Genomic DNA, 20315 nt, shown 5'->3' on the forward strand with positions numbered 1-20315 from the left:
GTCTTTGGGCACCGCTAAGTTTTCAAATCTTATATCGGTCAGAGTTGAACAATTAAGCATTCTGTTCGGTGTAAAGAAGGCCCCCCCTGGATAAAACCGGGGGGGGTTTCTGAAAGAAGGGACGACAATGTTTGCCTATGTTTTAGGATTCCTTCTAATTCTGGCGGCTCTTTGTATTTTGGCTATTGCCACTGGATGGGGGCTTCCTTATTTCATCATAGCTCAGGGGCTAAGCTGGTTAAAAATAAATTCTTGGGAAAGTACACTAGTGTCTGGGGTTTTGCTTGTGTTAGGATTATTGTGTTTTCTTCGTCCCCGTGCCGGCTCGGAGTATTCCTTCCGCACCGCTTTAAAGGGAGGAGAGGTACGAATATCTCAAGATGCTTTGCAGGATATTATTGCCCGCAGTGCTAAAGGACTGTCCGGGGTAGCAGAAGTGAAGTCCAGTCTCCGACAGGTTGAAGCTGGTTTGGAGATTAATGTAATGTGTCAGTTTGAGCAAGGAGTTATCATACCTCAGATATCCGGAGAAATACTGACTAAGGTTAAAGAGGATGTGGAACTCTATACTGGAATAAGAGTAGCTGAGGTGAAAGTGCTGGTGCGTCTTTTGGAAAAAGGCCGCTCAGTACGTGTCCGATGAGTGGCTTTTGGTCTAAAGCCGGAGAGAAACTGTCACAATTTTTAATTTGGTCTTTGGACAGTCATCCGGGTAAGCTAGTGGGAACAACCATCGGTTTTATCTTGGGGCTTTTATTTGTGACCTTGGGCTTTTGGCGGACCTTAGTATTGTCGCTGTTCGTTTTGTTGGGATTTCTCCTGGGTAAGCGGCAAGATGACCATCAGGATATTTCTTCCTGGCTGGAAAGAATGTTTAATAAGTTTTAAAACACTAATTTTTTATTTTTATAAATTACCTTAGTTAGGGAGGAATTTTCTTGAGTCGAAGACTAGCCCGTGAAACTGCATTACAAGTGCTTTTTCAAAGGGACCTGACGAAAGAACCATTGGCCACGGCAGAAGAAGTTCAACGTTGGGCAGAAGAGTTTGTAATACCAGAGTCCAGCAGGGACTTTGCCTTGGAGCTTGTAGATGGTACCATAGCCCATCAAAAAGAAATTGACGAAACAATTTCGGTATGTGCTCAGGATTGGGCAATCAGCCGGATGGCAAATGTTGATCGAAATGTCATGCGACTAGCTACCTATGAGATTCTTTATCGCTCCGATATTCCGGGGCGAGTAAGTCTAAACGAGGCTATTGAATTAGCAAAGCGCTTTGGAGGAGAAGAGTCCGCTAAGTTCGTCAACGGAATTCTGGATCGAATTGTAGAGAAAGCTATGAAAACTGAGGAAAGGGGCAGTGAATCGCCCACAAAACCCGTAGTTGATTGAGATGATAGTAAATTTTAATTTTTGTGATCTTTTATAATTGAAGGAAAAATGAACAGGGATAGCGAATTAATAAATTATTGTGAGAAATTTTAACCATATTGAGGAGGAGACAAATGTACCAGGTCATTAAAAAAAGATTGTTGGCAGCCGGCATTGCTTTGCTGGAAGTCAATGCACCAGCCGTGGCCGCTAAAGTCGAGCCAGGGCAATTTGTAATTGTCCGTGTTGACGAGCAAAGTGAGCGCATTCCGCTGACTGTAATGGATTTTGATCGTGAAAAAGGTACTATCACGATTGTTGTTCAAGATGTAGGCTATTCATCAGCCATTATTACCGGTATGAATGAAGGAGACTCCTTCCAGGATTTTGTCGGTCCTTTGGGAGTTGCTTCGGAAATTGAAAACTATGGTACTGTCGTATGCATTGGCGGTGGTTTAGGTATCGCTCCTGTACACCCAATTGCCCGGGCTTTAAAGGAAGCTGGAAATCATGTGATTTCAGTTTTAGGTGCCAGAAGTGCCGACCTGATGATTCTGGAAGATGAAATGCGTGCCGTCAGCAATGAAGTTGTCGTTGCTACTAACGATGGCAGCCAGGGAGTTAAAGGATTTGTAACCGACGGACTGGCAGAAGTTCTCAAACAGGGACATGATGTTAAGGTGATTTGGGCTATCGGGCCTATGATCATGATGAAAGCGGTTGTTGAGTATACTCGTCCCTTAGGGATTAAAACCATTGTCAGCATGAATCCCATCATGGTTGACGGAACAGGTATGTGCGGAGCTTGCCGGATCAGCGTTGGCAACGAAACGAAGTTTGCCTGTGTCGATGGACCGGAATTTGATGGGCATCTGGTAGATTTTGATTTGGCTATGAAACGTCTAGCCTATTACAAAGATGAAGAAAACCGGGCCAAAGCGCGTCTGGAATGCAACCATGAAGGAGGGCATCACTAATGGCAGATAACGTTGAAAGCACAAAAAAAGTAAAAATCCCTCGTCATGAAATGCCTTGCCAAGAACCAGAGGTAAGAGCACATAATTTTGAAGAAGTTGCTTTGGGCTATTCGGAAGAAACAGCCATCGAAGAAGCAAAGCGTTGTTTACAATGTAAGAAGCCTAAATGTGTGACAGGGTGTCCTGTTGAAGTTCTTATTCCGGAGTTTATTCATAAAATCGCTGAGGGGGATTTCCAAGAAGCCGTTAATGTCTTGAAAGTCAAGAACTCTTTGCCGGCAGTCTGCGGCCGGGTTTGCCCTCAAGAAAACCAATGTGAAAGTAAATGTATTCTGGGAATTAAAGGTGAGTCTGTCGCAATCGGCCGTTTAGAGCGTTTTGTCGCGGATTACGGCATGAAGACAGGCAAGTCTGAATTTACGAAACCTGAAGCAAGCGGTAAGCGTGTTGCTATTATTGGAGCAGGTCCTGCTGGTTTAGCTTGCGCCGGTGACTTGGCGAAAGCAGGGCATACTGTAACTGTTTTTGAAGCCTTGCATGTAGCCGGCGGAGTATTAATGTATGGAATTCCTCAATTCCGTCTGCCAAAAGAAATCGTGCAAACGGAAATCGATACCCTCAAAGCCATGGGTGTAGAGATTCTTACCAATCAAGTGGTTGGTAAGGTTACCTCGGTTGATGAACTCATGGAAAACGGCTATGATGCCGCATTTATCGGAACTGGTGCAGGACTTCCTTACTTCATGAATATTCCCGGGGAAAACTTGAATGGGGTTTATTCAGCTAATGAGTTTTTGACCCGGACAAACTTAATGAAGGGTTATCGCTTCCCTGAGTATGCAACTCCCGTAAAAGTCGGGAAAAATGTTGCGGTTCTAGGCGCAGGTAATGTTGCTATGGACTCTGCACGTACGGCCTTGCGCTTAGGCGCTGAGAATGTCTACATTATTTACCGTCGTTCTCGCGATGAGATGCCGGCTCGTAAAGAAGAATTGGAACATGCCGAAGAAGAAGGCATTCAATTCCGTTTATTAACCAACCCTGTCTCTATTGAAGGTGATGAGCGTGGTTGGGTAAAAAGCCTTACCTGCCTGCGCTATGAGTTAGGGGAACCCGATGCTTCAGGACGACGTTCTCCTATTCCTATTAAAGGTTCTGAATTTGAAATTCCCATGGACACAGTTGTAGTAGCTATCGGGCAAGGTCCTAATCCGCTGGTGACCACATCAACTCCTGGATTAGAACTCAACAAGCGAGGAAATATTGTCGCAGATCCAGACACTTTAATGACTTCCAAACCCGGTGTTTTTGCCGGCGGTGATATTGTTACAGGTGCTGCAACGGTTATTTTAGCGATGGGAGCTGGCAAGAAGGCTGCGGCCGGTATTGATCAGTATCTTAAAGGAAAATAAATTTCAATCACTATTAATTAATTTGAAAGGAGTGTGTGTCTTGGCACAATTATTGGATGGTAAAGCAGTATCGAAAATAATGAAAGAAGAAATTCGCGAGGAAATTGCACAATGGAAAGAAAAGGGAGTGCAGCCCAAACTTGCGGTTATATTGGTTGGAGATGACCCGGCATCCGTTGTCTATGCCCGATCCAAGCAGAAAGTGTGTGAAGGAATCGGCATGGCTTTTGAACTTTTCACTATGCCTGGTTCAACACCGGAAGCCGATATTCTGGCAAAAATCGAAAGTCTTAACAATGATCAAAATGTCCACGGCATTATGATCGAGCTGCCGCTTCCTAAAGGAATTTCCAAGGAAAAAGTTATGGCTGCAGTACGTCCGGAAAAAGATGTGGACGGAGTTCATCCAATCAACCGTGGCTATATCTTAAGCGGTGAAGAAGGACTTTTCCCGGCCACCCCGCAAAGCTGTATTGAGCTGCTTCTGCGCTCCGGAGTGGAAATTGCCGGCAAACATGTGGTTATTGTAGGCCGTGGAGAAACCGTCGGTAAACCTCTTGTTTTCCTCATTCTCAAGCACAATGCTACGGTGACAATTTGTCACTCCAAAACACCTGATTTAGGAGCTCATACCCGTCAGGCTGATATTTTGATCGCTGCTGTTGGCCGTGCTAAGCTGATTAAAAAAGATATGGTCAAAGCCGGTGCCATTGTTGTCGATGCCGGCATCAACGAAATCCCTGAAGGAATCTGCGGAGATGTTGATTTTGAAGCTGTTCAAGAGGTTGCTGATCGAATCTCTCCAGTTCCAGGTGGTGTTGGTTCCCTAACCACTGCCTTAATTATGCGCAATGTTCTGAAGGGAATCGTCCTGCAAGGAGGTACTCGTTAATGGATATGAACAAGATTTGGGAGTGGACTACTGACGAATTTTTGAATGTTTCGGCCAGCTCTTCGCCGACACCCGGTGGCGGAAGTGTATCTGCTTATGTTGGCGCACTGGCGGCTTCCATGACTTGTATGGTTGCCAATCTTACAGTAGGTAAGGAAAAGTATAAAGATGTTGAACCTCAAGTCAAAGAAATCTTGGCTGAAGCAGAAGCTGTTTTAGGCATGCTCAAAGAGGGATTAAGTCAAGATATAGCTGAGTTCTCTAATTTTATGGATGTTCTTAAACTGCCTAAGAGCACTGATGAGGAAAAAGCTGTACGAGCTGAAAAAATGCAGGAAGTCTTGGTATCGGCTACCAACACTCCCCTTGGGATTTCCCAAAACTGCTTTAGAGTTTTGCAGTTAGCTCAAAAGCTGGCTCCCATCGGCAACAAAGGTGCTATTAGTGATGTTGGTGTATCCGCATACTTGGCAGAGAGTGCCTTGAAATCAGCGATGCTAAGCGTGGATATCAATTTACCTGGAATTAAAGACACGGCTTATCAGGAGAAAGTTAAGGCAGAACGAACTCGACTTTTCGAAGAAGCTGCAGCTATTTGTGCTGATACAGTAGCAGTCGTGCAAAGCAGAATGTAAGTTTAAATTACCAAAGGGGCTGGGTAGAAAACTCAGCCTCTTTTTTGCTGGTGCCGCGATAGCGGTATGCTAGGTCTACTCTGAAAAAAGCAACCCTAAACCCCAAAACAGTCTTAAGAACCCCCGTGGACCCGAAAGTAAGGGCAGCTTTGTCCACAGAAGCGGAACCCATTGCATGAAGAGGCGGTAAAGCCCACAAGACGGCGCGGGGGAACGGAGCCACAGGTTAACATCAGGTACTACCCGGAGGTTTGGCACGAAAGTGTCCGGTGGACATTTTCGCCGAAGCGGCTATCTCCAAAGAATACTTATCCGCTGAAGATAGCTCCCGCAGCCGCGAGTGGGCGAGCCTCGGAATGCTGAAGGATAGGGGGTTAGGAAATATTTCCTAACCCCCTATCCTTTGTGTTATTATATCATTGAGGTGAAAGTTGTGCCGAAAATATGGACAGTTTCGGAGTTGGTAGGCAAAATTGGTCAAGTTGTGCAAGAACATGGAGAGTTGCAAAACTGTTGGATCAGTGGTGAACTTTCCAACTTTAAACATCACCGTGCCTCCGGGCACTGGTACTTTACTCTTAAAGATGAGTCAGCAAGCCTCAAAGGGGTTATGTTTAAAAGTAGATCAGAACGAGTCCGGTTTAATCCTTCGGATGGTTTAAAAGTCCTGATTCGTGGTAATATTCGTATGTACGAGCGTGATGGAACCATTCAGCTCTATGGAGAAGAAATGGAACCCAGCGGTTTGGGGCAATTGTATTTGGCCTTTGAACAATTAAAAAGAAAACTGGCCGAAGAGGGGTTATTTGATCCCTTACGCAAAAAGAGCATCCCTCGGCTACCCAGGCGAATAGGCATTGTAACCAGTCCGACGGGAGCAGCCATCCGAGATATCATCAATATTATCCATCGCCGCAACCCGAGGGTGTCCTGGATATTGGCGCCAGCAGCTGTTCAAGGTGAAGCCGCTCCACATGAAGTGGCACAGGCCATCTCCCGGCTTAATCGCTACGGAAAAGTAGATGTAATTATCGTTGGGCGCGGCGGAGGTTCCTTAGAAGAACTATGGGCTTTCAATACTGATATTGTAGCTCGAGCAATCTCAGCATCCATGATTCCGGTGATCTCAGCTGTTGGTCATGAAACAGATGTGACTATTTCAGATTATGTTGCAGATCTTCGAGCCCCTACCCCCTCAGCGGCTGCTGAACTTGCCGTACCCATCCTTTTAGATCTGCAGCTGCAAGTAAACCAGCTTAGTGTTCGACTCCAGAGTGCTATGTCAGATTTGATTGACTGGAAACGACAGTATCTTGAAGGATTTGCGAACAGGGGACCTCTTAAAGATCCCTTTTGGCGTATTGATCAGAGCCGTCAGCGCCTGGATAGCCTACAAACCCGCCTTCAAGAGGGGATGACTAGATTTGTAATTGATAAAAATGGTATACTAAATTTATTGGCTGCAAAGCTGGATTTGTTAAGCCCTTTGACTATTTTAGGAAGGGGATACTCACTCACATATTTAGAGGACGGTACTTTACTTCGCTCTGCTAATAATACCGAGGTTGGCGAACAAGTGCGTGTACGTCTAGGAGAAGGAAGTTTGCGCTGTCAAGTATTGGAGAAGGGGATTTAGCGCATGAGCATAGAAATTTGGGATGATAATCTCTTTAATCAGGAAAGCGAAAAAATAAGTCAGAACACAACCACTGAGCAAGAACCGAAATCTTTAGAATCGGGACTTGAAAATTTGGAAATAATCGTAAAGACCCTAGAACAAAAAGATCTTCCTTTGGAAAAGGCCTTAAGCCTGTTTAAGCAGGGGGTCGGGCTTGTTCAGTATTGTTCAAAGGTATTAGATCAAGCAGAAAAACAGATGGAAATTTTACTTGAAGATCCGGACGGACAACTGCAGATCAAGCCTGCAAGATTTGATGTGGAAGGATGAACATAAATCGTGTTTAAGGATACCTTTCAGCGTTATATCAACATGGTTGAACAAACCCTGGATCAGCTGCCTTGGAAACAGAACTTGATTAATGAAAGTATGCGTTATTCTTTAATCGGAGGCGGAAAACGAATACGTCCGGTGCTGGCTTTAGCTTCTGCTGAAACCGTCGGTGGGAAGCCGGAAGCTATTTTACAGGCAGCTGTGGCTTTGGAACTTATTCATACATACTCATTAATCCATGATGATTTGCCCGCTATGGATAACGATGATTATCGCAGAGGCAGACTATCTAATCACAAGGTATTTGGTGAGGCTCAGGCTATTTTAGCTGGTGACGCTCTGCTAACCTATGCCTTTGAACTGCTTGGCAATCTAGATCATGCTCAGCCTGAAAGGTTATTGCGAGTTATAACTGAGGTGGCAATGGCAGCGGGAAAAGACGGAATGGTTGGGGGGCAGGTGCTGGATCTGGCTGGGGAAGGCAGAGACCTGACTTTAAATGAAATCGAAGAAATTCATAAAGCAAAAACAGGGGCCATACTCACAGTTTCAGCTCGTCTTGGCGGAATTCTGGGTGGGGGCAGTGAGGATGAAATCGATGCCCTGACAGAATATGCCCAGTCTTTAGGCTTAGCTTTTCAAATCAAAGATGACATTTTAGATATTGTGGGGGACAGCGAAACTCTTGGCAAACCAGCCGGAAGTGACCTTCGGCAGGGTAAGTCAACCTATGTTTCTTTGCTGGGCTTAGAGGGCGCCTCCAAACAATTGCATGACCAGATTATCAAAGCACAGGCTGCCTTAGAGCCCTTCGCTGACAAAGGTTTATTTCTCAAGGAGTTAGCCTTCTACATTGAAGAACGTAAGCATTAAATGAGGTTATGACTATGCCGATAATACCAGGAATTTTCCATAATACAATTCTCAATTCAGCTTTAGTTGCCTGGTTTTGTGCTCAATTTTTAAAATTGATTATTAATCTTTGTTTGATACGGAAATTTGATATTCACCTTATGGTAAGCTCAGGGGGGTTTCCAAGTTCTCATTCGGCAATTGTGAGTGCTTTATCGTTGGGGATCGGCAGATACTATGGGTGGGATTCCCCAATGTTTGCAGCAGCGGCTGTTTTTAGTATGATTGTTTTGTATGATGCAGCTGGAGTACGGCGGGCCGCAGGGAAACAAGCAGAGGTTCTTAATCAACTGGTGGAGCGTTTATATCATGGTCCTGATCTTACTCAAGAGCGTTTAAAAGAACTCATCGGACATACTCCCCTTGAAGTTTTTGGGGGAGTGATGGTTGGAATCGTTGTAGGACTTCTTGTTTAATGCAGGACTAAATCTCGACACTAAGATTCTAATGGGATAAAAAAATTGACTGGGGTCAGGATAGAAGTGATGGTAAGAAGAACTATGGTTGTAACCTGGCCGTGCTTAAATATTGGAGGGTTAATAGGATGGGACTACTCGAAAAAATTCAAGAACCGAAAGACCTGCGCAAGTTAAATTCCACGGAACTTGCCACTTTAGCGCATGAGATTCGGCAAGAAATGATAAAAGTGGTCTCCCAAAATGGTGGGCATTTAGCGCCAAACCTTGGGGTTGTCGAGCTGACCTTGGCGTTGCATAGGACCTTTAACAGCCCTAAAGATAAGATTGTTTGGGATGTGGGTCATCAGACCTATGTACACAAGCTCTTAACCGGACGTTTACCCAAGTTTAAGACTATTCGTCAATATAAGGGGTTGTCGGGCTTCCCTAAACGGGGTGAGAGCCCTCATGACAGTTTTGAAACGGGTCATTCCAGTACTTCCATATCTGCAGCAGTTGGCTACGCCAAGGCTCGGGATGTCCTTCATGAGGACCATCATGTAGTGGCAGTCATTGGAGATGGAGCCATGACCGGCGGAATGGCCTTTGAGGCTTTAAATCACGCCGGGCATAGTGAAACAAATATTATTGTCGTATTAAATGACAATGAGATGTCTATTTCTCCTAATGTTGGCGCTATGTCGACCTATCTTAATCGTTTGAGAACAGATCCTATGTATGACAAACGTAAAGAAGAGTTGGAGTATTTATTAAAACGAATACCGGGAATTGGAAATCAGGTGGCAAAGCTAGCCGCAAAAGCAAAGGACAGCCTAAAGTATTTGCTTGTACCGGGACTCCTTTTTGAAGAATTAGGCTTTACTTATTTAGGTCCAATTGATGGCCATGACTTGGCTCTTGTGGAGCAAGTCTTTGAACAAGCTAAAAATAAAAAATGTCCTGTTCTCATTCATGTGGTGACTTGTAAAGGAAAAGGGTATAAACCGGCTGAGGAAAATCCTGATGTTTTTCATGGCATAGGGCCTTTTGATCCTGAAACCGGAAAAGTGGCGAAGAAATCTGCCCCTCCAACCTATACGGCAGTTTTTGGGGAGACTTTGTGTAAATTAGCTGAGGAAAATTCTAAAATTGTAGCAATAACGGCAGCTATGCCAAGCGGTACCGGTCTAAACGAGTTTGCTAAGAAATACCCGGAGCGTTTTTTTGATGTTGGAATTGCAGAACAACATGCTGTTACATTTGCTGCAGGTTTGGCTTTCGGGGGACTGAAACCTGTAGTGCCGATTTATTCAACCTTCTATCAGAGAGCATATGATCAAGTGCTGCATGATGTTTGTTTGCAGCAAGCTAATGTAGTATTAGCTATTGACCGAGCAGGAATTGTTGGGGATGATGGTCCCACTCATCACGGTATTTTTGACATTTCTTTTTTCAGGATCATTCCTAATTTGATCATTATGGCACCTAAAGATGAAAATGAGTTGCGCCATATGCTTTATACGGCGTTAAAATATAACGGACCTATAGCGCTGCGTTATCCCCGCTCAGTCGGGCAGGGCGTTGCCATGGATAAGAATTTAGTGGAAATTCCCTTTGGCAAAGCTGAAGTATTACGAGATGGCAGGGATGTTACTATAATTGGAGTTGGACCTATGGTATACACTTGCCTGCAAGCAGCACAAGAATTGAGTCATCTTGGGGTAGATGCTGCAGTGGTCAATTTGCGCTTTGTTACTCCCCTTGATCGTGAACTTCTGTCACACTATGCTCGGCAGACAAAAAAGTTTATTACCATAGAAGACCATGCCCTTAAAGGAGGCATGGGGAGTGCAATTTTGGAATTTCTAGAAGAAGAAGGAATCGATGATGTTGTCGTTGAACGCTTAGGATATCCTGGATTCGTTGATCAAGGACCGATATCTAAATTACTTTCAATATACGGGTTATCAGTGAAAGGAATCGTGCAGGCAGCCGAGCGTTTACAATTATTAGGCAGCGCTGCAGAGTCCTAAGCGGATTCTTCTTACAGACAAAGGACGGGATAGAGTGGCAAAAGGAAAAGAACGAATTGATCTGCTGATTGTTAAAAATGGTCTGGCCACGAGTAGAGAAAAAGCAAAGGCAATGGTCATGTCAGGCATTGTTTTTGTAGGTGGGCAGCGCGTGGATAAACCTGGAGTGGAATTGCCGGAAAATGCCGTGATTGAGTTGAAAGGTGAGATGCTGCCTTTTGTCTCACGCGGCGGCCTAAAACTAGCGAAAGCTCTGGCAGCCTTTCCAATTTCCTTTAAAGATCAAGTCGTTGCAGATATAGGAGCTTCAACAGGAGGGTTTACAGATTGTGCCTTGCAAAACGGTGCTAAACGAGTCTATGCCGTGGATGTAGGGTATGGACAATTGGATTGGAAACTTAGGACAGATCCCCGAGTAATTTCCATGGAACGGGTCAATGCTCGTTACCTTACCAAAGACACCCTGCCTGAGAAGGTGGATTGGGTAGTATCCGATGTTGCATTTATCTCAATAACGAAGATCTTTGCCGCGATGTTGGAGATACTTAAAGCTGATGGACAAGTATTAACCTTAATTAAGCCTCAATTCGAAGCAGGGCGAGAGCATGTGGGAAAGAAAGGCGTGGTTAAAGACGGTAACGTTCATAAACTGGTTCTGGAAACTGTCCTTACTCAAGCAGAGGATATGGGATTTCAGGTCTTTGGGTTAGACTATTCTCCAATTCGTGGCCCAGAAGGAAATATTGAATACCTTGCTTGGCTGGGATTGCAAAATCAAGTGGGAATAGATTGGCATTCAGAGCTGGAACGTGTAATTAACAATGCTCAGAAAGAGACGGAATAATTAATGGAAAGAATCGTTGGTTTATGGCGGAACATGAGTAAACCGGAAGCATTGACCTTGGCTGACCAGATTGAAGATTGGTTTCAACATCGTGGGTGGATGGTGTTAAAGGATTGGGCTGATATTATTCAACATAAGGCAAGCTTTCTGATTTCTTTAGGCGGAGACGGTACCCTTCTTCAGGCAGCAAGAGAAGCCTCTAGTTATGGAATTCCTGTATTGGGAGTAAACTTTGGCCGCTTAGGTTTCCTTTGTGAAATTGAACGAGAAGAAGTTTTTAGTGCGTTGGATCAGATTTTGAACAATGACTTTGAGATTCAAGAGCGTTTAATGTTAAACGCCCTTATTAAACGGGCAGGTCAAGAAAATATATCTCATTTGGTTTTGAATGATGTTGTCTTTTCCAGAGAGAGCAGAGAAGGAATCATTACCCTTCAAGCTAATCTTTCCGGTGAGCCTACAGTCAGCTATCCGGCAGATGGTTTGATAGTTTCTACCCCAACGGGTTCAACGGCTTATTCTCTGTCTGCAGGCGGGCCGATTATAAGTCCTAATGTCCAAGCAATTTTACTGACTCCCTTAGCCGCTCATTCCCTGTCAGCTCGCCCCATGCTAGTCTCAGATGAGGAAAAAATTGAAATTCTCTTAGCTAATGGTGAGAAATGCCTGGTGACCTTTGATGGACGTCAAAGTATTGAAATATTTTCTGGACAGACTGTCCTAATTACAACGGCTCCTATCAAAGCCTTGCTGATTCGCCTAGGTACACGCAGTTTTCCACAGGTGGTTCGAGAAAAGTTAAGAGATCGTTGGCACGAATAGACCACGTTAATAAGGAGGCTTTGTGTATGAAAGCACGTCGCCAGATGAAGGTCCAAGAAATTATTACAAAAGAAATAATTCATACTCAAGAAGATCTTGCTGAAAGACTGCGCTTAGCTGGGTTTGATGTTACTCAGGCAACGGTTTCGAGAGACATTAAGGAAATGGGCCTGATTAAAGTTCCAAGTCAAGGGGATGAATATCGCTATGCGGTTCCCACAGAAGCCCATCCCACAAACCTGCAAGACCGTCTACGGCGTTTGTTGAGAGAAGCAATGGTCTCTATCAATGATGCAGAAAACTTAATTGTCATTCGTACTTTACCAGGAAATGCCCATGCCTTGGCTGCTGTCATGGATAACTGCAATTGGGAAGAGGTTATCGGTACTGTCGCCGGGGATGACACGATTCTTTTGGTCATTAAACCAAAAGAGGCTGTCGGGACGGTATTAGAACGGATTAGCACCTTGCTTGGATAGGAGGTTTTTTATGCTAGCAGAGCTGCACGTAGAGAATTTCGGACTAATGGAGACCGTACGACTGAATTTCGGCAGTGGGTTAACTGCTTTTACCGGAGAAACTGGAGCAGGAAAATCCATGTTAATTGATGCATTGGGAGTCCTTTTAGGTGGGCGGGCCAGTATGGAGCTTATTCGGCATGGAGAGACAAGAGCACGAATTGAGGGAGTCTTTGAAAACCTGGCTCCTGAAACCTTGCTGCGTATTGAAGAAGCAGGCTATCCTGCCGAAGACGGTCAATTATTTCTTTTTCGAGAAATAAATTCAGCGGGAAAAAATGTTTGTCGCGTTCAAGGTCGTTCAATTCCGTTAACCCTCTATCGTTCACTTTGTGTTGGACTTGTGGACATTCATGGTCAAATTGAACATCTATCCCTTTTTAACCCCGAAACTCATCAAAACTTATTAGATGGTTTAGGAGGTCTTCAAGAAGATGTTGATGCAGTTAATAAAGCAGCTAAAGCCTACCAGAAGGTTATCCGCAAAGAACGGGAGCTTTCTGTTTCTGAAGAAGAACGACAAAAACGTGAAGAAATTCTTCGCTATCAGATAGAAGAGATTGAAAGGGTCAGCCCAGTATCAGGGGAAGAAGAAGGACTTACTCAAGAGAGAAAACGCTTGGTTAATTCAGAGCATATTTCTAGTTTAATTTCTGAAGCGTACGCAGCACTTTATGAAGGTTCATCAGGAAATTCAGCTGCTTTTGATTTGCTCGGCCAAGCCCTTAAAGCTCTCCAAGAACTCCAGCGCTTGGATGACTCGCTAAATATCTCCGAGCAAATGGAATCTGTTTATTATTCTGTAGAAGACTTAGCTGACCAAATAAGGACATATCGTGATAGTTGTGAGTTTGAACCCGGCAGACTGGACCAAATTGAAGAGCGCCTTATTCAACTTAAAAGGCTGCGCAAATATGGGTCAACCGTTGAAGAAATATTGGCAAAAAGAGCCGGCATGCTTCAAGAATTGGATCAAATCACCAATATCCAAGAACAGTTTGCAGCAATAGATCATGAAAAGAAGACAACCAGAAAAGCTTATGAAACCGTCGCCAAGGAATTGAGTAAGAAACGGAGAGAAGTGGCAAAAGGTATTGAGCATGGACTTGCTCAGGAACTGGCCGATTTAGGCTTAGAAAAAAGCCGGTTTGAAGTCCGTTTTGTCCCTCATGATGAACCAACTTTGGGTGGGGCAGAAACTGCTGAGTTTTATTTTACAGCTAATTTTGGCGAGCCGCCTAAACCATTAGCCAAAGTTGCTTCAGGAGGAGAAATGTCACGGTTGATGTTGGCATTAAAAAGTATGCTAGCTAAAGTAGAGTTAGTGGATACTTTTATTTTTGATGAGGTAGACAGCGGAGTTGGAGGCAGAACGATTCACAGAATGGGAGAAAAGCTTGCCAAGATAGCTATGAACAAGCAAGTATTTTGTATTACCCATGCTGCACAAGTTGCAGCCTTTGCTGAGTCTCATTATGGGATCGTCAAAGAACTCATAGATGATAGAACCCGAACAAAAGTAAATATGTTATCGGAATCAGAGCGTATTGAAGAACTTGCCCGCATGCTGGGAGGCGGAGAAATCGAGATTACTCGTAAACATGCCCAGGAATTGTGGCAGCGTTCGGGAGCGTTCTACAGATCTTAATAATGACACTAATTTTGATATTTAATGTTTAAAAGGATTCTCAAAATAATTTTTGTGTAGATTATTTTAAGATTGCGTAAATTTATTTATGCAATCTTTTTATTTTGTCTGTTTTGCCATAGTTTTAGAGAATATGGAACACTTTTGTCAGGATGAAAAATAAACGATTTGGATAATTTAACATTAGAATTTCACAAAAACCTTTCACTACACTTATTATTATTGACCGCTCTATAACAAGAGGAAAAAGGGGAGATAGAATGGGGAGAATAGAGTGGAGGATGATAAGAGAGTGAAAAAAAGAAGCGGGTTATTATTAATCAGTCTCTTGTTTTGCACCTTCCTTCAGTTTTTAGTCGAATTGCCTCAGACTCAATTAGAACCCAAGTTTATCGGTTTTTGGTCAAGCATTATTAAAGTAGAGAAAAACCCTACGAACCATCAAACAGTTTCTGTTTCAACAGGATTATCTCAGAAAGCTGAAACATTTGAGGTAGCTTACAAACTTTTTGGGATTTTTCCTTTAAAAACCGACGAAGTCCAGGTCATGAGTCCTCTGAAATTAATACCTGGAGGACAATCCATTGGTGTCACTTTACAAACCAAAGGTGTCATGGTTGTAGGACAAGCTCCTGTCACGGATAAAACCGGGAAAAATTTATATCCTGCCAAGGATGCCGGAATTCATGTGGGGGATATTCTTTTGAAAATCGAAGGTCAGGAAGTGCGAACCGATCAAGAAGTATCAAATGCTATCAATTTGGCGGGAAAACAAAAAGGCACTGTCAAAGTTTTATTTAAGCATGAGGATCAGATTCTCGAGAAAATGGTTAAGCCAATTTTTTGTGCAGAAACGGGAAGATATCGTATGGGCTTATTTGTTAGGGACGAGGCTGCAGGCGTAGGGACACTTTCTTTTTATGATCCTGTTACCAACCTTTATGGTGCTCTGGGTCATGTCATTACAGATGCAGATACAAATCAAAAAATTGAAGTTTATAACGGCAAAATTATTGGTTCCACCATATATGCCATCGAAAAAGGAAAACGAGGTCATCCTGGAGAGAAAATTGGGTCTTTTATTCCAAACTCTGCTTTTAGCGGAACCATCGAAAAAAATACAATGACAGGGATTTTCGGGAGAATGAGTGGACGAATTGAAAACCCTTTCTTTAAAGAAGCCATATCGGTTGGTTGGGAATCTGAGGTCAAAGTTGGCCCTGCTAAGATTTATACGGTAATACAAGGAGAAAAGATTGAGGAGTTTGATGTCAACATTGATCGAGTCATGCATAACCGGACAGACAGCAAAAACATGATTGTAAGAGTAACGGACCAAAGGCTCCTTGAAGCAACAGGGGGAATCATCCAAGGAATGAGCGGCAGTCCCATCGTTCAAAACGGGAAGATCATTGGAGCCGTAACCCATGTTTTTGTCAATGATGCTCATCGCGGTTATGGTGTTTTCATTCAAAATATGTTAAATGACAGCGGGAATGTAGGAAAAAAAGAAGCTGCGTGATTTCATTGGCTAGAGCAGTCCTTTGGGACTGTTCTAGTTTTTTCTTAAAAAAATAAATGTTTATTTTCTCTGAAACAATGCAGGAGTATTCAAACAATTGTCGAAAATATAAACTGAACAAGGCAAAATGAGGGGGATCCTGGGAAATGCAAAGGCCTATACGTGTCTTATTGGCGGATGACAACCGAGAATTTGTCGAGGTAGTCAAGGAATATATTGAACGACAGGAAGATATGAGCCTTATAGGGGTTGCATATCACGGAAATGAGGCTCTAGAATTAATTTCTCGGGAAGAACCTCATGTGGTACTACTAGATATCATTATGCCCCATCTTGACGGGTTAGGTGTACTTGAGAAACTTCAGAACTCATCCATACGGCCAAAGATCATCATTTTAACTGCTTTTGGGCAAGAATCTATGACTCAGCGTGCCGTAAGTCTCGGAGCAAATTATTATATTTTAAAACCTTTCGATTTGGATATCTTAGGCAAACGAATTCGCCAGTTGCAAGATGATTTTTCTAGTACATTAAATATGGCTTCAAATGGCAATAACACGCCCGCTAAAAACAATGTCACGAATATTAATCCAACACCACCGCCAATATCAAATGGCAGCATACCACCTGCGTCAAAGAATTTGGAAGTTGAAGTTACAAGAATGATTCATCAAATGGGCGTACCGGCTCATGTAAAAGGGTATCAGTATCTGCGGGATGCAATTGTGAACGTAGTTACAGATGTTTCCCTCCTTGGAGCTGTTACTAAAGAACTCTATCCCATGATTGCTTCTAAGTATCAAACCACGCCAAGCCGGGTTGAACGAGCGATACGACATGCTATTGAGCTGGCTTGGGATCGTGGAAATGTGGATTTCATGAATCGCTTTTTTGGCTATACCATCAATGTTGATCGTGGAAAGCCCACAAATTCTGAGTTTGTTGCCATGGTGGCAGATAAACTGCGTATGTCAATAATGTATTAACAATAAAAAGCTTCTCATAAAACACCTTATTTATTACTGGATTTTCTAAGTAATAATAAGGTGTTTATTTTATTTATGTGCAGCACTGTTTTTTGCATATAAGAAAGAGAATGGATTTATAAATTAGAAATATGAAGTGGAAATTAGGAGTGAATAAGGATGTATATGCGTCACGAGCTGGAAAGGATTGCTGAAGAAAAGAACCATGCGATTTTAGGGATCAACCTTTTAAACGAGATTGTAATTTGTAGTCCTCTGGCTGCTCAGTTACTGGAGTTATCTGTGGAAGAAATCTTAGGTAAGGATATATGGCAAATCATACCTGATGACTCTTTTGCTAATATTCATGATTATAAAACAATTGAATTTAATACAATTAGCCGTATTGGTACCAAGACGTTTATCGTTAGCAGAATTCCATATCAAGACGAGCAGGGTCGTGTCATAGGAGCAGCGGCTTTCTTACAGCATATGGGGGAATTTGATAAGCTAAGAGCTGAAGTTGACACGCTGCAGGAGGTTCGAATCATGCTTTCTGCAATTATTGATTCCACTCAGGATGCAATTTCTGTGGTAGATGAGAAGGGCCTTGGATTATTAATCAATCCTGCATATACTCAATTGACAGGACTCACTGCGAATGATGTCATTGGTAAGTCTCCTACAGTAGACATTGCCGAAGGAGAGAGTATGCATATACAGGTCTTGAAAACCCGCCATCCAGTAAAAGGAGTTTTTATGAAAGTAGGACCTAAACGTAAAGAGGTAATCGTTAACGTTGCTCCGATTAATGTTTGCGGACATTTAAGGGGAACGGTAGGAGTTCTTCATGATATCTCGGAGATTCATAAACTTTCGGAAGAGCTGGAAAGAGCGAAACGATTAATTCGTCATTTGGAAGCGAGATATACCTTTAGTGACATTATCGGTGAAAGCGATGCCATAAAAGCAGCGATAGAACAAGCTGGGCGTGCTGCAGTAACACCGGCAACGGTTCTCTTACGCGGAGAAAGTGGGACCGGCAAAGAACTGTTTGCTCATGCCATTCACCGCTTAAGCGAGCGACAAAAAGGGCAATTCATCCGAGTCAATTGTGCAGCTTTAGCTGAGAACCTTTTAGAAAGTGAGCTATTTGGTTATGTTGAAGGGGCTTTTACTGGAGCCAAGCGTGGTGGGAAAGCAGGCCTTTTTGAAGAGGCCAACGGAGGAACTATTTTTCTTGATGAGATTGGAGAAATCAGCTTAAACCTTCAAGCGAAGCTTTTACGTGTACTGCAAGAACGCGAAATTGTAAAAGTTGGCGATAATCGTTCGTTAAAAATCGATGTGCGGGTGATTACAGCTACTAATGCAAATTTAGAAGAGGAATTGCGGGCCGGTAGATTTCGGGAAGATTTGTATTATCGGCTGAACGTGATTCCCATCATTATTCCGCCTTTGAGACAGCGAACAGATGATATCCCCTTACTTGTTCACCATCTTATAGGGAGTTTTAATCAAGACTATGGGCGTTGTGTAGAAAGAGTAAGTGATGAAGCGTTACAAGTTTTGATGGAGTATCATTGGCCGGGAAATGTTAGAGAATTAGAGAACATTTTAGGGCGAGCTATTATTAACATGCGAATAGGTGAAACGGTTGTGGAATTACAGCATCTTCCGGTTTTAGACTTTCCGAATGTCAATTATTCAGAGACGGTTCATATCAGCTCGGTGCATTCTTCTTTAACGATGGAGGAAGGTGGTTTTGAAGAGCTGCAAAGAAAATGGGAACGTGCCATACTTTTAGCTACACTCCAAAGAAATGGCGGTAATAAAACCAAGTCAGCACAGGATCTAAAAATGTCAATACGCAATTTCTATTACAAACTTGAGCGGCATGCCCTGATCTAAATGATATAATGGATAATCTTTAAAGCATCATGGTGTACAATCATATGCACGCAATTTTTTGCATGCATATGATTGCACACCATGAATTTTTTTGCACGATAGACAAAAATTCAAAATTGAAGAATCAAAGTTTAAGCCTTTGTTTTACTGGATATCGTAACGTTAAAGCGCTTAAATTCAGATAATTCTAAAAATATTTGCATTAGTTTTTGGAAACATCAGTTCACTGGAATTCTGGCACTCTTGTTGCATTTATAAAATAACAGTTATCAATAAACTAAAGGAGTAAATAAGTATGAAACTATTTGGATACTTAGAGAAGTATGATTATGAACAGCTGCTTATCTGTCAGGATCAGACATCCGGTTTGAAAGCCATCATTTGCATTCATGACACCACGTTAGGACCGGCCTTGGGTGGAACTCGTATGTGGAATTATGCCTGTGAGGAAGATGCAATATTTGACGTATTAAGGCTTGCCAGAGGAATGACGTATAAAAATGCTGCGGCGGGTTTAAATCTTGGTGGTGGAAAAGCAGTGATTATTGGGGACTCCCAAACACAAAAAAGCGAAGAATTGTTCCGTGCTTTTGGTCGTTATGTTCAATCCCTTAACGGACGCTATATCACCGCTGAAGATGTAGGTACCACTGTTCAAGATATGGATTGGGTGCATTTAGAGACAGATTTTGTGACTGGAGTGTCCTCCTCGTATGGAGCTTCCGGAGATCCTTCCCCTATGACTGCTCGAGGAGTATGGTACGGTATGAAAGCTGCAGCGAAGGCAACCTATGGCAGTGGCTCTTTGAATGGAAAAACCATTGCTATTCAAGGCCTGGGGCATGTCGGTTACTATTTGGCAAAACACTTGCACGATGAAGGTGCTAAGCTTATCGTCACAGATATCCGAGAAGATCTCATAAAACGTGTAGTTCTCGAAATGGGGGCGATGGCTGTGGGGCCGGATGAAATATTTGGTGTTGAAGCAGATATCTTTGCGCCCTGTGCAATGGGGGCAGTGGTTAATGATGAAACAATTCCCCAATTTAAAGTTCAAGTTATCGCGGGCGCAGCTAATAATGTGCTAAAAGAAGAATACCATGGTGACAAACTGAATGAACAAGGAATCCTTTATGTGCCTGATTATGTGATTAATTGTGGCGGCGTTATCAATGTTGCAGATGAGTTGGAAGGGTATAATTATGAGCGTGCCATTAAAAAAGTGGAAAAGGTATATGACAATGTTGCTAAAGTTCTTCAAATTGCCAAAGAGCTAAAAATACCAACTTATATTGCTGCAGATCGCATGGCTGAAGAGCGCATTGAACGGATCGGACGCATTCGTTCCAATTATTTGGGCTAATTCTTAATATCTTCGATCTTATATGTGAAGACTTGATAATCAGGCTTTGTACTACTCAGAAAGTATAACCTAAAGATATATACTGAAAGAAGGCTAATACGTGCAAAGACAGTGTCTTTGTCTGAAGCATAAGTGCAGA

General features: G+C 43.0%; 21 protein-coding genes. All 21 read left to right on the top strand.

Annotated features, from left to right (window positions below; genetic code table 11):
- Positions 1 to 127 precede the first annotated feature (127 nt).
- The 21 genes from amaP (at position 128) to DESOR_RS05155 (ending at position 20176) form a co-directional block, all read left to right on the top strand.
- Positions 128 to 643 carry an alkaline shock response membrane anchor protein AmaP gene (gene amaP, locus DESOR_RS05060; RefSeq protein ID WP_014183530.1) on the top strand — a complete coding sequence of 172 codons (516 nt, stop codon included), beginning with the start codon at positions 128 to 130 and terminating at the stop codon, positions 641 to 643.
- Positions 640 to 888 carry a DUF2273 domain-containing protein gene (locus tag DESOR_RS05065; protein WP_014183531.1) on the top strand — a complete coding sequence of 83 codons (249 nt, stop codon included), beginning with the start codon at positions 640 to 642 and terminating at the stop codon, positions 886 to 888. The genes amaP and DESOR_RS05065 overlap by 4 nt, the downstream gene beginning before the upstream one ends.
- A gap of 50 nt (positions 889 to 938) precedes the next feature.
- The gene (gene nusB / locus DESOR_RS05070) at positions 939 to 1394 is read left to right on the top strand and encodes a transcription antitermination factor NusB (RefSeq protein WP_014183532.1); all 456 of its coding nucleotides are present in this window, start codon (positions 939 to 941) and stop codon (positions 1392 to 1394) included.
- A gap of 113 nt (positions 1395 to 1507) precedes the next feature.
- On the top strand, positions 1508 to 2350 hold the full coding sequence (locus tag DESOR_RS05075) for a sulfide/dihydroorotate dehydrogenase-like FAD/NAD-binding protein (RefSeq protein ID WP_014183533.1): 843 nt from the start codon (positions 1508 to 1510) through the stop codon (positions 2348 to 2350).
- Positions 2350 to 3762, top strand: a complete 1413-nt coding sequence (gltA, locus tag DESOR_RS05080; RefSeq protein ID WP_014183534.1) for an NADPH-dependent glutamate synthase — start codon at positions 2350 to 2352, stop codon at positions 3760 to 3762. Before DESOR_RS05075 ends, gltA begins: the two co-directional genes overlap by 1 nt.
- A 40-nt stretch (positions 3763 to 3802) precedes the next feature.
- Positions 3803 to 4654 carry a bifunctional 5,10-methylenetetrahydrofolate dehydrogenase/5,10-methenyltetrahydrofolate cyclohydrolase gene (locus DESOR_RS05085; protein ID WP_042331932.1) on the top strand — a complete coding sequence of 284 codons (852 nt, stop codon included), beginning with the start codon at positions 3803 to 3805 and terminating at the stop codon, positions 4652 to 4654.
- Positions 4654 to 5289 (top strand): cyclodeaminase/cyclohydrolase family protein, encoded by a 636-nt coding sequence (locus DESOR_RS05090; protein ID WP_014183536.1) that lies wholly within the window; start codon positions 4654 to 4656, stop codon positions 5287 to 5289. The genes DESOR_RS05085 and DESOR_RS05090 overlap by 1 nt, the downstream gene beginning before the upstream one ends.
- Positions 5290 to 5540: 251 nt before the next feature.
- Positions 5541 to 5681: a hypothetical protein gene (locus DESOR_RS29250; protein WP_158309008.1), complete on the top strand. Its 141-nt coding sequence runs from the start codon at positions 5541 to 5543 to the stop codon at positions 5679 to 5681.
- 41 nt (positions 5682 to 5722) lie between these two features.
- Positions 5723 to 6925: an exodeoxyribonuclease VII large subunit gene (gene xseA / locus DESOR_RS05095; RefSeq protein WP_014183537.1), complete on the top strand. Its 1203-nt coding sequence runs from the start codon at positions 5723 to 5725 to the stop codon at positions 6923 to 6925.
- A gap of 3 nt (positions 6926 to 6928) precedes the next feature.
- Positions 6929 to 7237 carry an exodeoxyribonuclease VII small subunit gene (xseB, locus tag DESOR_RS05100; protein ID WP_014183538.1) on the top strand — a complete coding sequence of 103 codons (309 nt, stop codon included), beginning with the start codon at positions 6929 to 6931 and terminating at the stop codon, positions 7235 to 7237.
- A 9-nt stretch (positions 7238 to 7246) separates the two neighbouring features.
- A complete protein-coding gene (locus tag DESOR_RS05105; protein WP_014183539.1) occupies positions 7247 to 8113 on the top strand; it encodes a polyprenyl synthetase family protein in 867 nt (288 codons plus the stop codon).
- A 14-nt stretch (positions 8114 to 8127) separates the two neighbouring features.
- Complete coding sequence (locus DESOR_RS05110; protein WP_014183540.1) at positions 8128 to 8568, top strand: divergent PAP2 family protein; 441 nt, start codon at positions 8128 to 8130, stop codon at positions 8566 to 8568.
- Positions 8569 to 8696: 128 nt separating this feature from the next.
- On the top strand, positions 8697 to 10583 hold the full coding sequence (gene dxs / locus DESOR_RS05115; protein WP_014183541.1) for a 1-deoxy-D-xylulose-5-phosphate synthase: 1887 nt from the start codon (positions 8697 to 8699) through the stop codon (positions 10581 to 10583).
- Between the two features lie 34 nt (positions 10584 to 10617).
- Entirely contained in the window at positions 10618 to 11427 is an 810-nt protein-coding gene (locus DESOR_RS05120) for a TlyA family RNA methyltransferase (RefSeq protein WP_014183542.1), read from the top strand.
- 3 nt (positions 11428 to 11430) lie between these two features.
- Positions 11431 to 12249 (top strand): NAD(+)/NADH kinase, encoded by an 819-nt coding sequence (locus tag DESOR_RS05125; RefSeq protein WP_014183543.1) that lies wholly within the window; start codon positions 11431 to 11433, stop codon positions 12247 to 12249.
- Positions 12250 to 12275: 26 nt separating this feature from the next.
- Complete coding sequence (gene argR, locus DESOR_RS05130) at positions 12276 to 12728, top strand: arginine repressor (protein WP_014183544.1); 453 nt, start codon at positions 12276 to 12278, stop codon at positions 12726 to 12728.
- A 10-nt stretch (positions 12729 to 12738) separates the two neighbouring features.
- Positions 12739 to 14415 carry a DNA repair protein RecN gene (gene recN / locus DESOR_RS05135; RefSeq protein ID WP_014183545.1) on the top strand — a complete coding sequence of 559 codons (1677 nt, stop codon included), beginning with the start codon at positions 12739 to 12741 and terminating at the stop codon, positions 14413 to 14415.
- 292 nt (positions 14416 to 14707) lie between these two features.
- Positions 14708 to 15937, top strand: a complete 1230-nt coding sequence (spoIVB, locus tag DESOR_RS05140; protein ID WP_042330837.1) for a SpoIVB peptidase — start codon at positions 14708 to 14710, stop codon at positions 15935 to 15937.
- Between the two features lie 146 nt (positions 15938 to 16083).
- Positions 16084 to 16923 carry a sporulation transcription factor Spo0A gene (gene spo0A / locus DESOR_RS05145; RefSeq protein WP_014183547.1) on the top strand — a complete coding sequence of 280 codons (840 nt, stop codon included), beginning with the start codon at positions 16084 to 16086 and terminating at the stop codon, positions 16921 to 16923.
- Positions 16924 to 17082: 159 nt separating this feature from the next.
- Entirely contained in the window at positions 17083 to 18813 is a 1731-nt protein-coding gene (locus tag DESOR_RS05150; RefSeq protein ID WP_014183548.1) for a sigma 54-interacting transcriptional regulator, read from the top strand.
- A 295-nt stretch (positions 18814 to 19108) separates the two neighbouring features.
- Positions 19109 to 20176 (top strand): Glu/Leu/Phe/Val family dehydrogenase, encoded by a 1068-nt coding sequence (locus DESOR_RS05155; protein WP_014183549.1) that lies wholly within the window; start codon positions 19109 to 19111, stop codon positions 20174 to 20176.
- Positions 20177 to 20315: the final 139 nt, after the last annotated feature.

Origin of the sequence: Desulfosporosinus orientis DSM 765 (assembly GCF_000235605.1) — a bacterium.
GTDB classification, from domain to species: Bacteria; Bacillota; Desulfitobacteriia; order Desulfitobacteriales; family Desulfitobacteriaceae; genus Desulfosporosinus; species Desulfosporosinus orientis.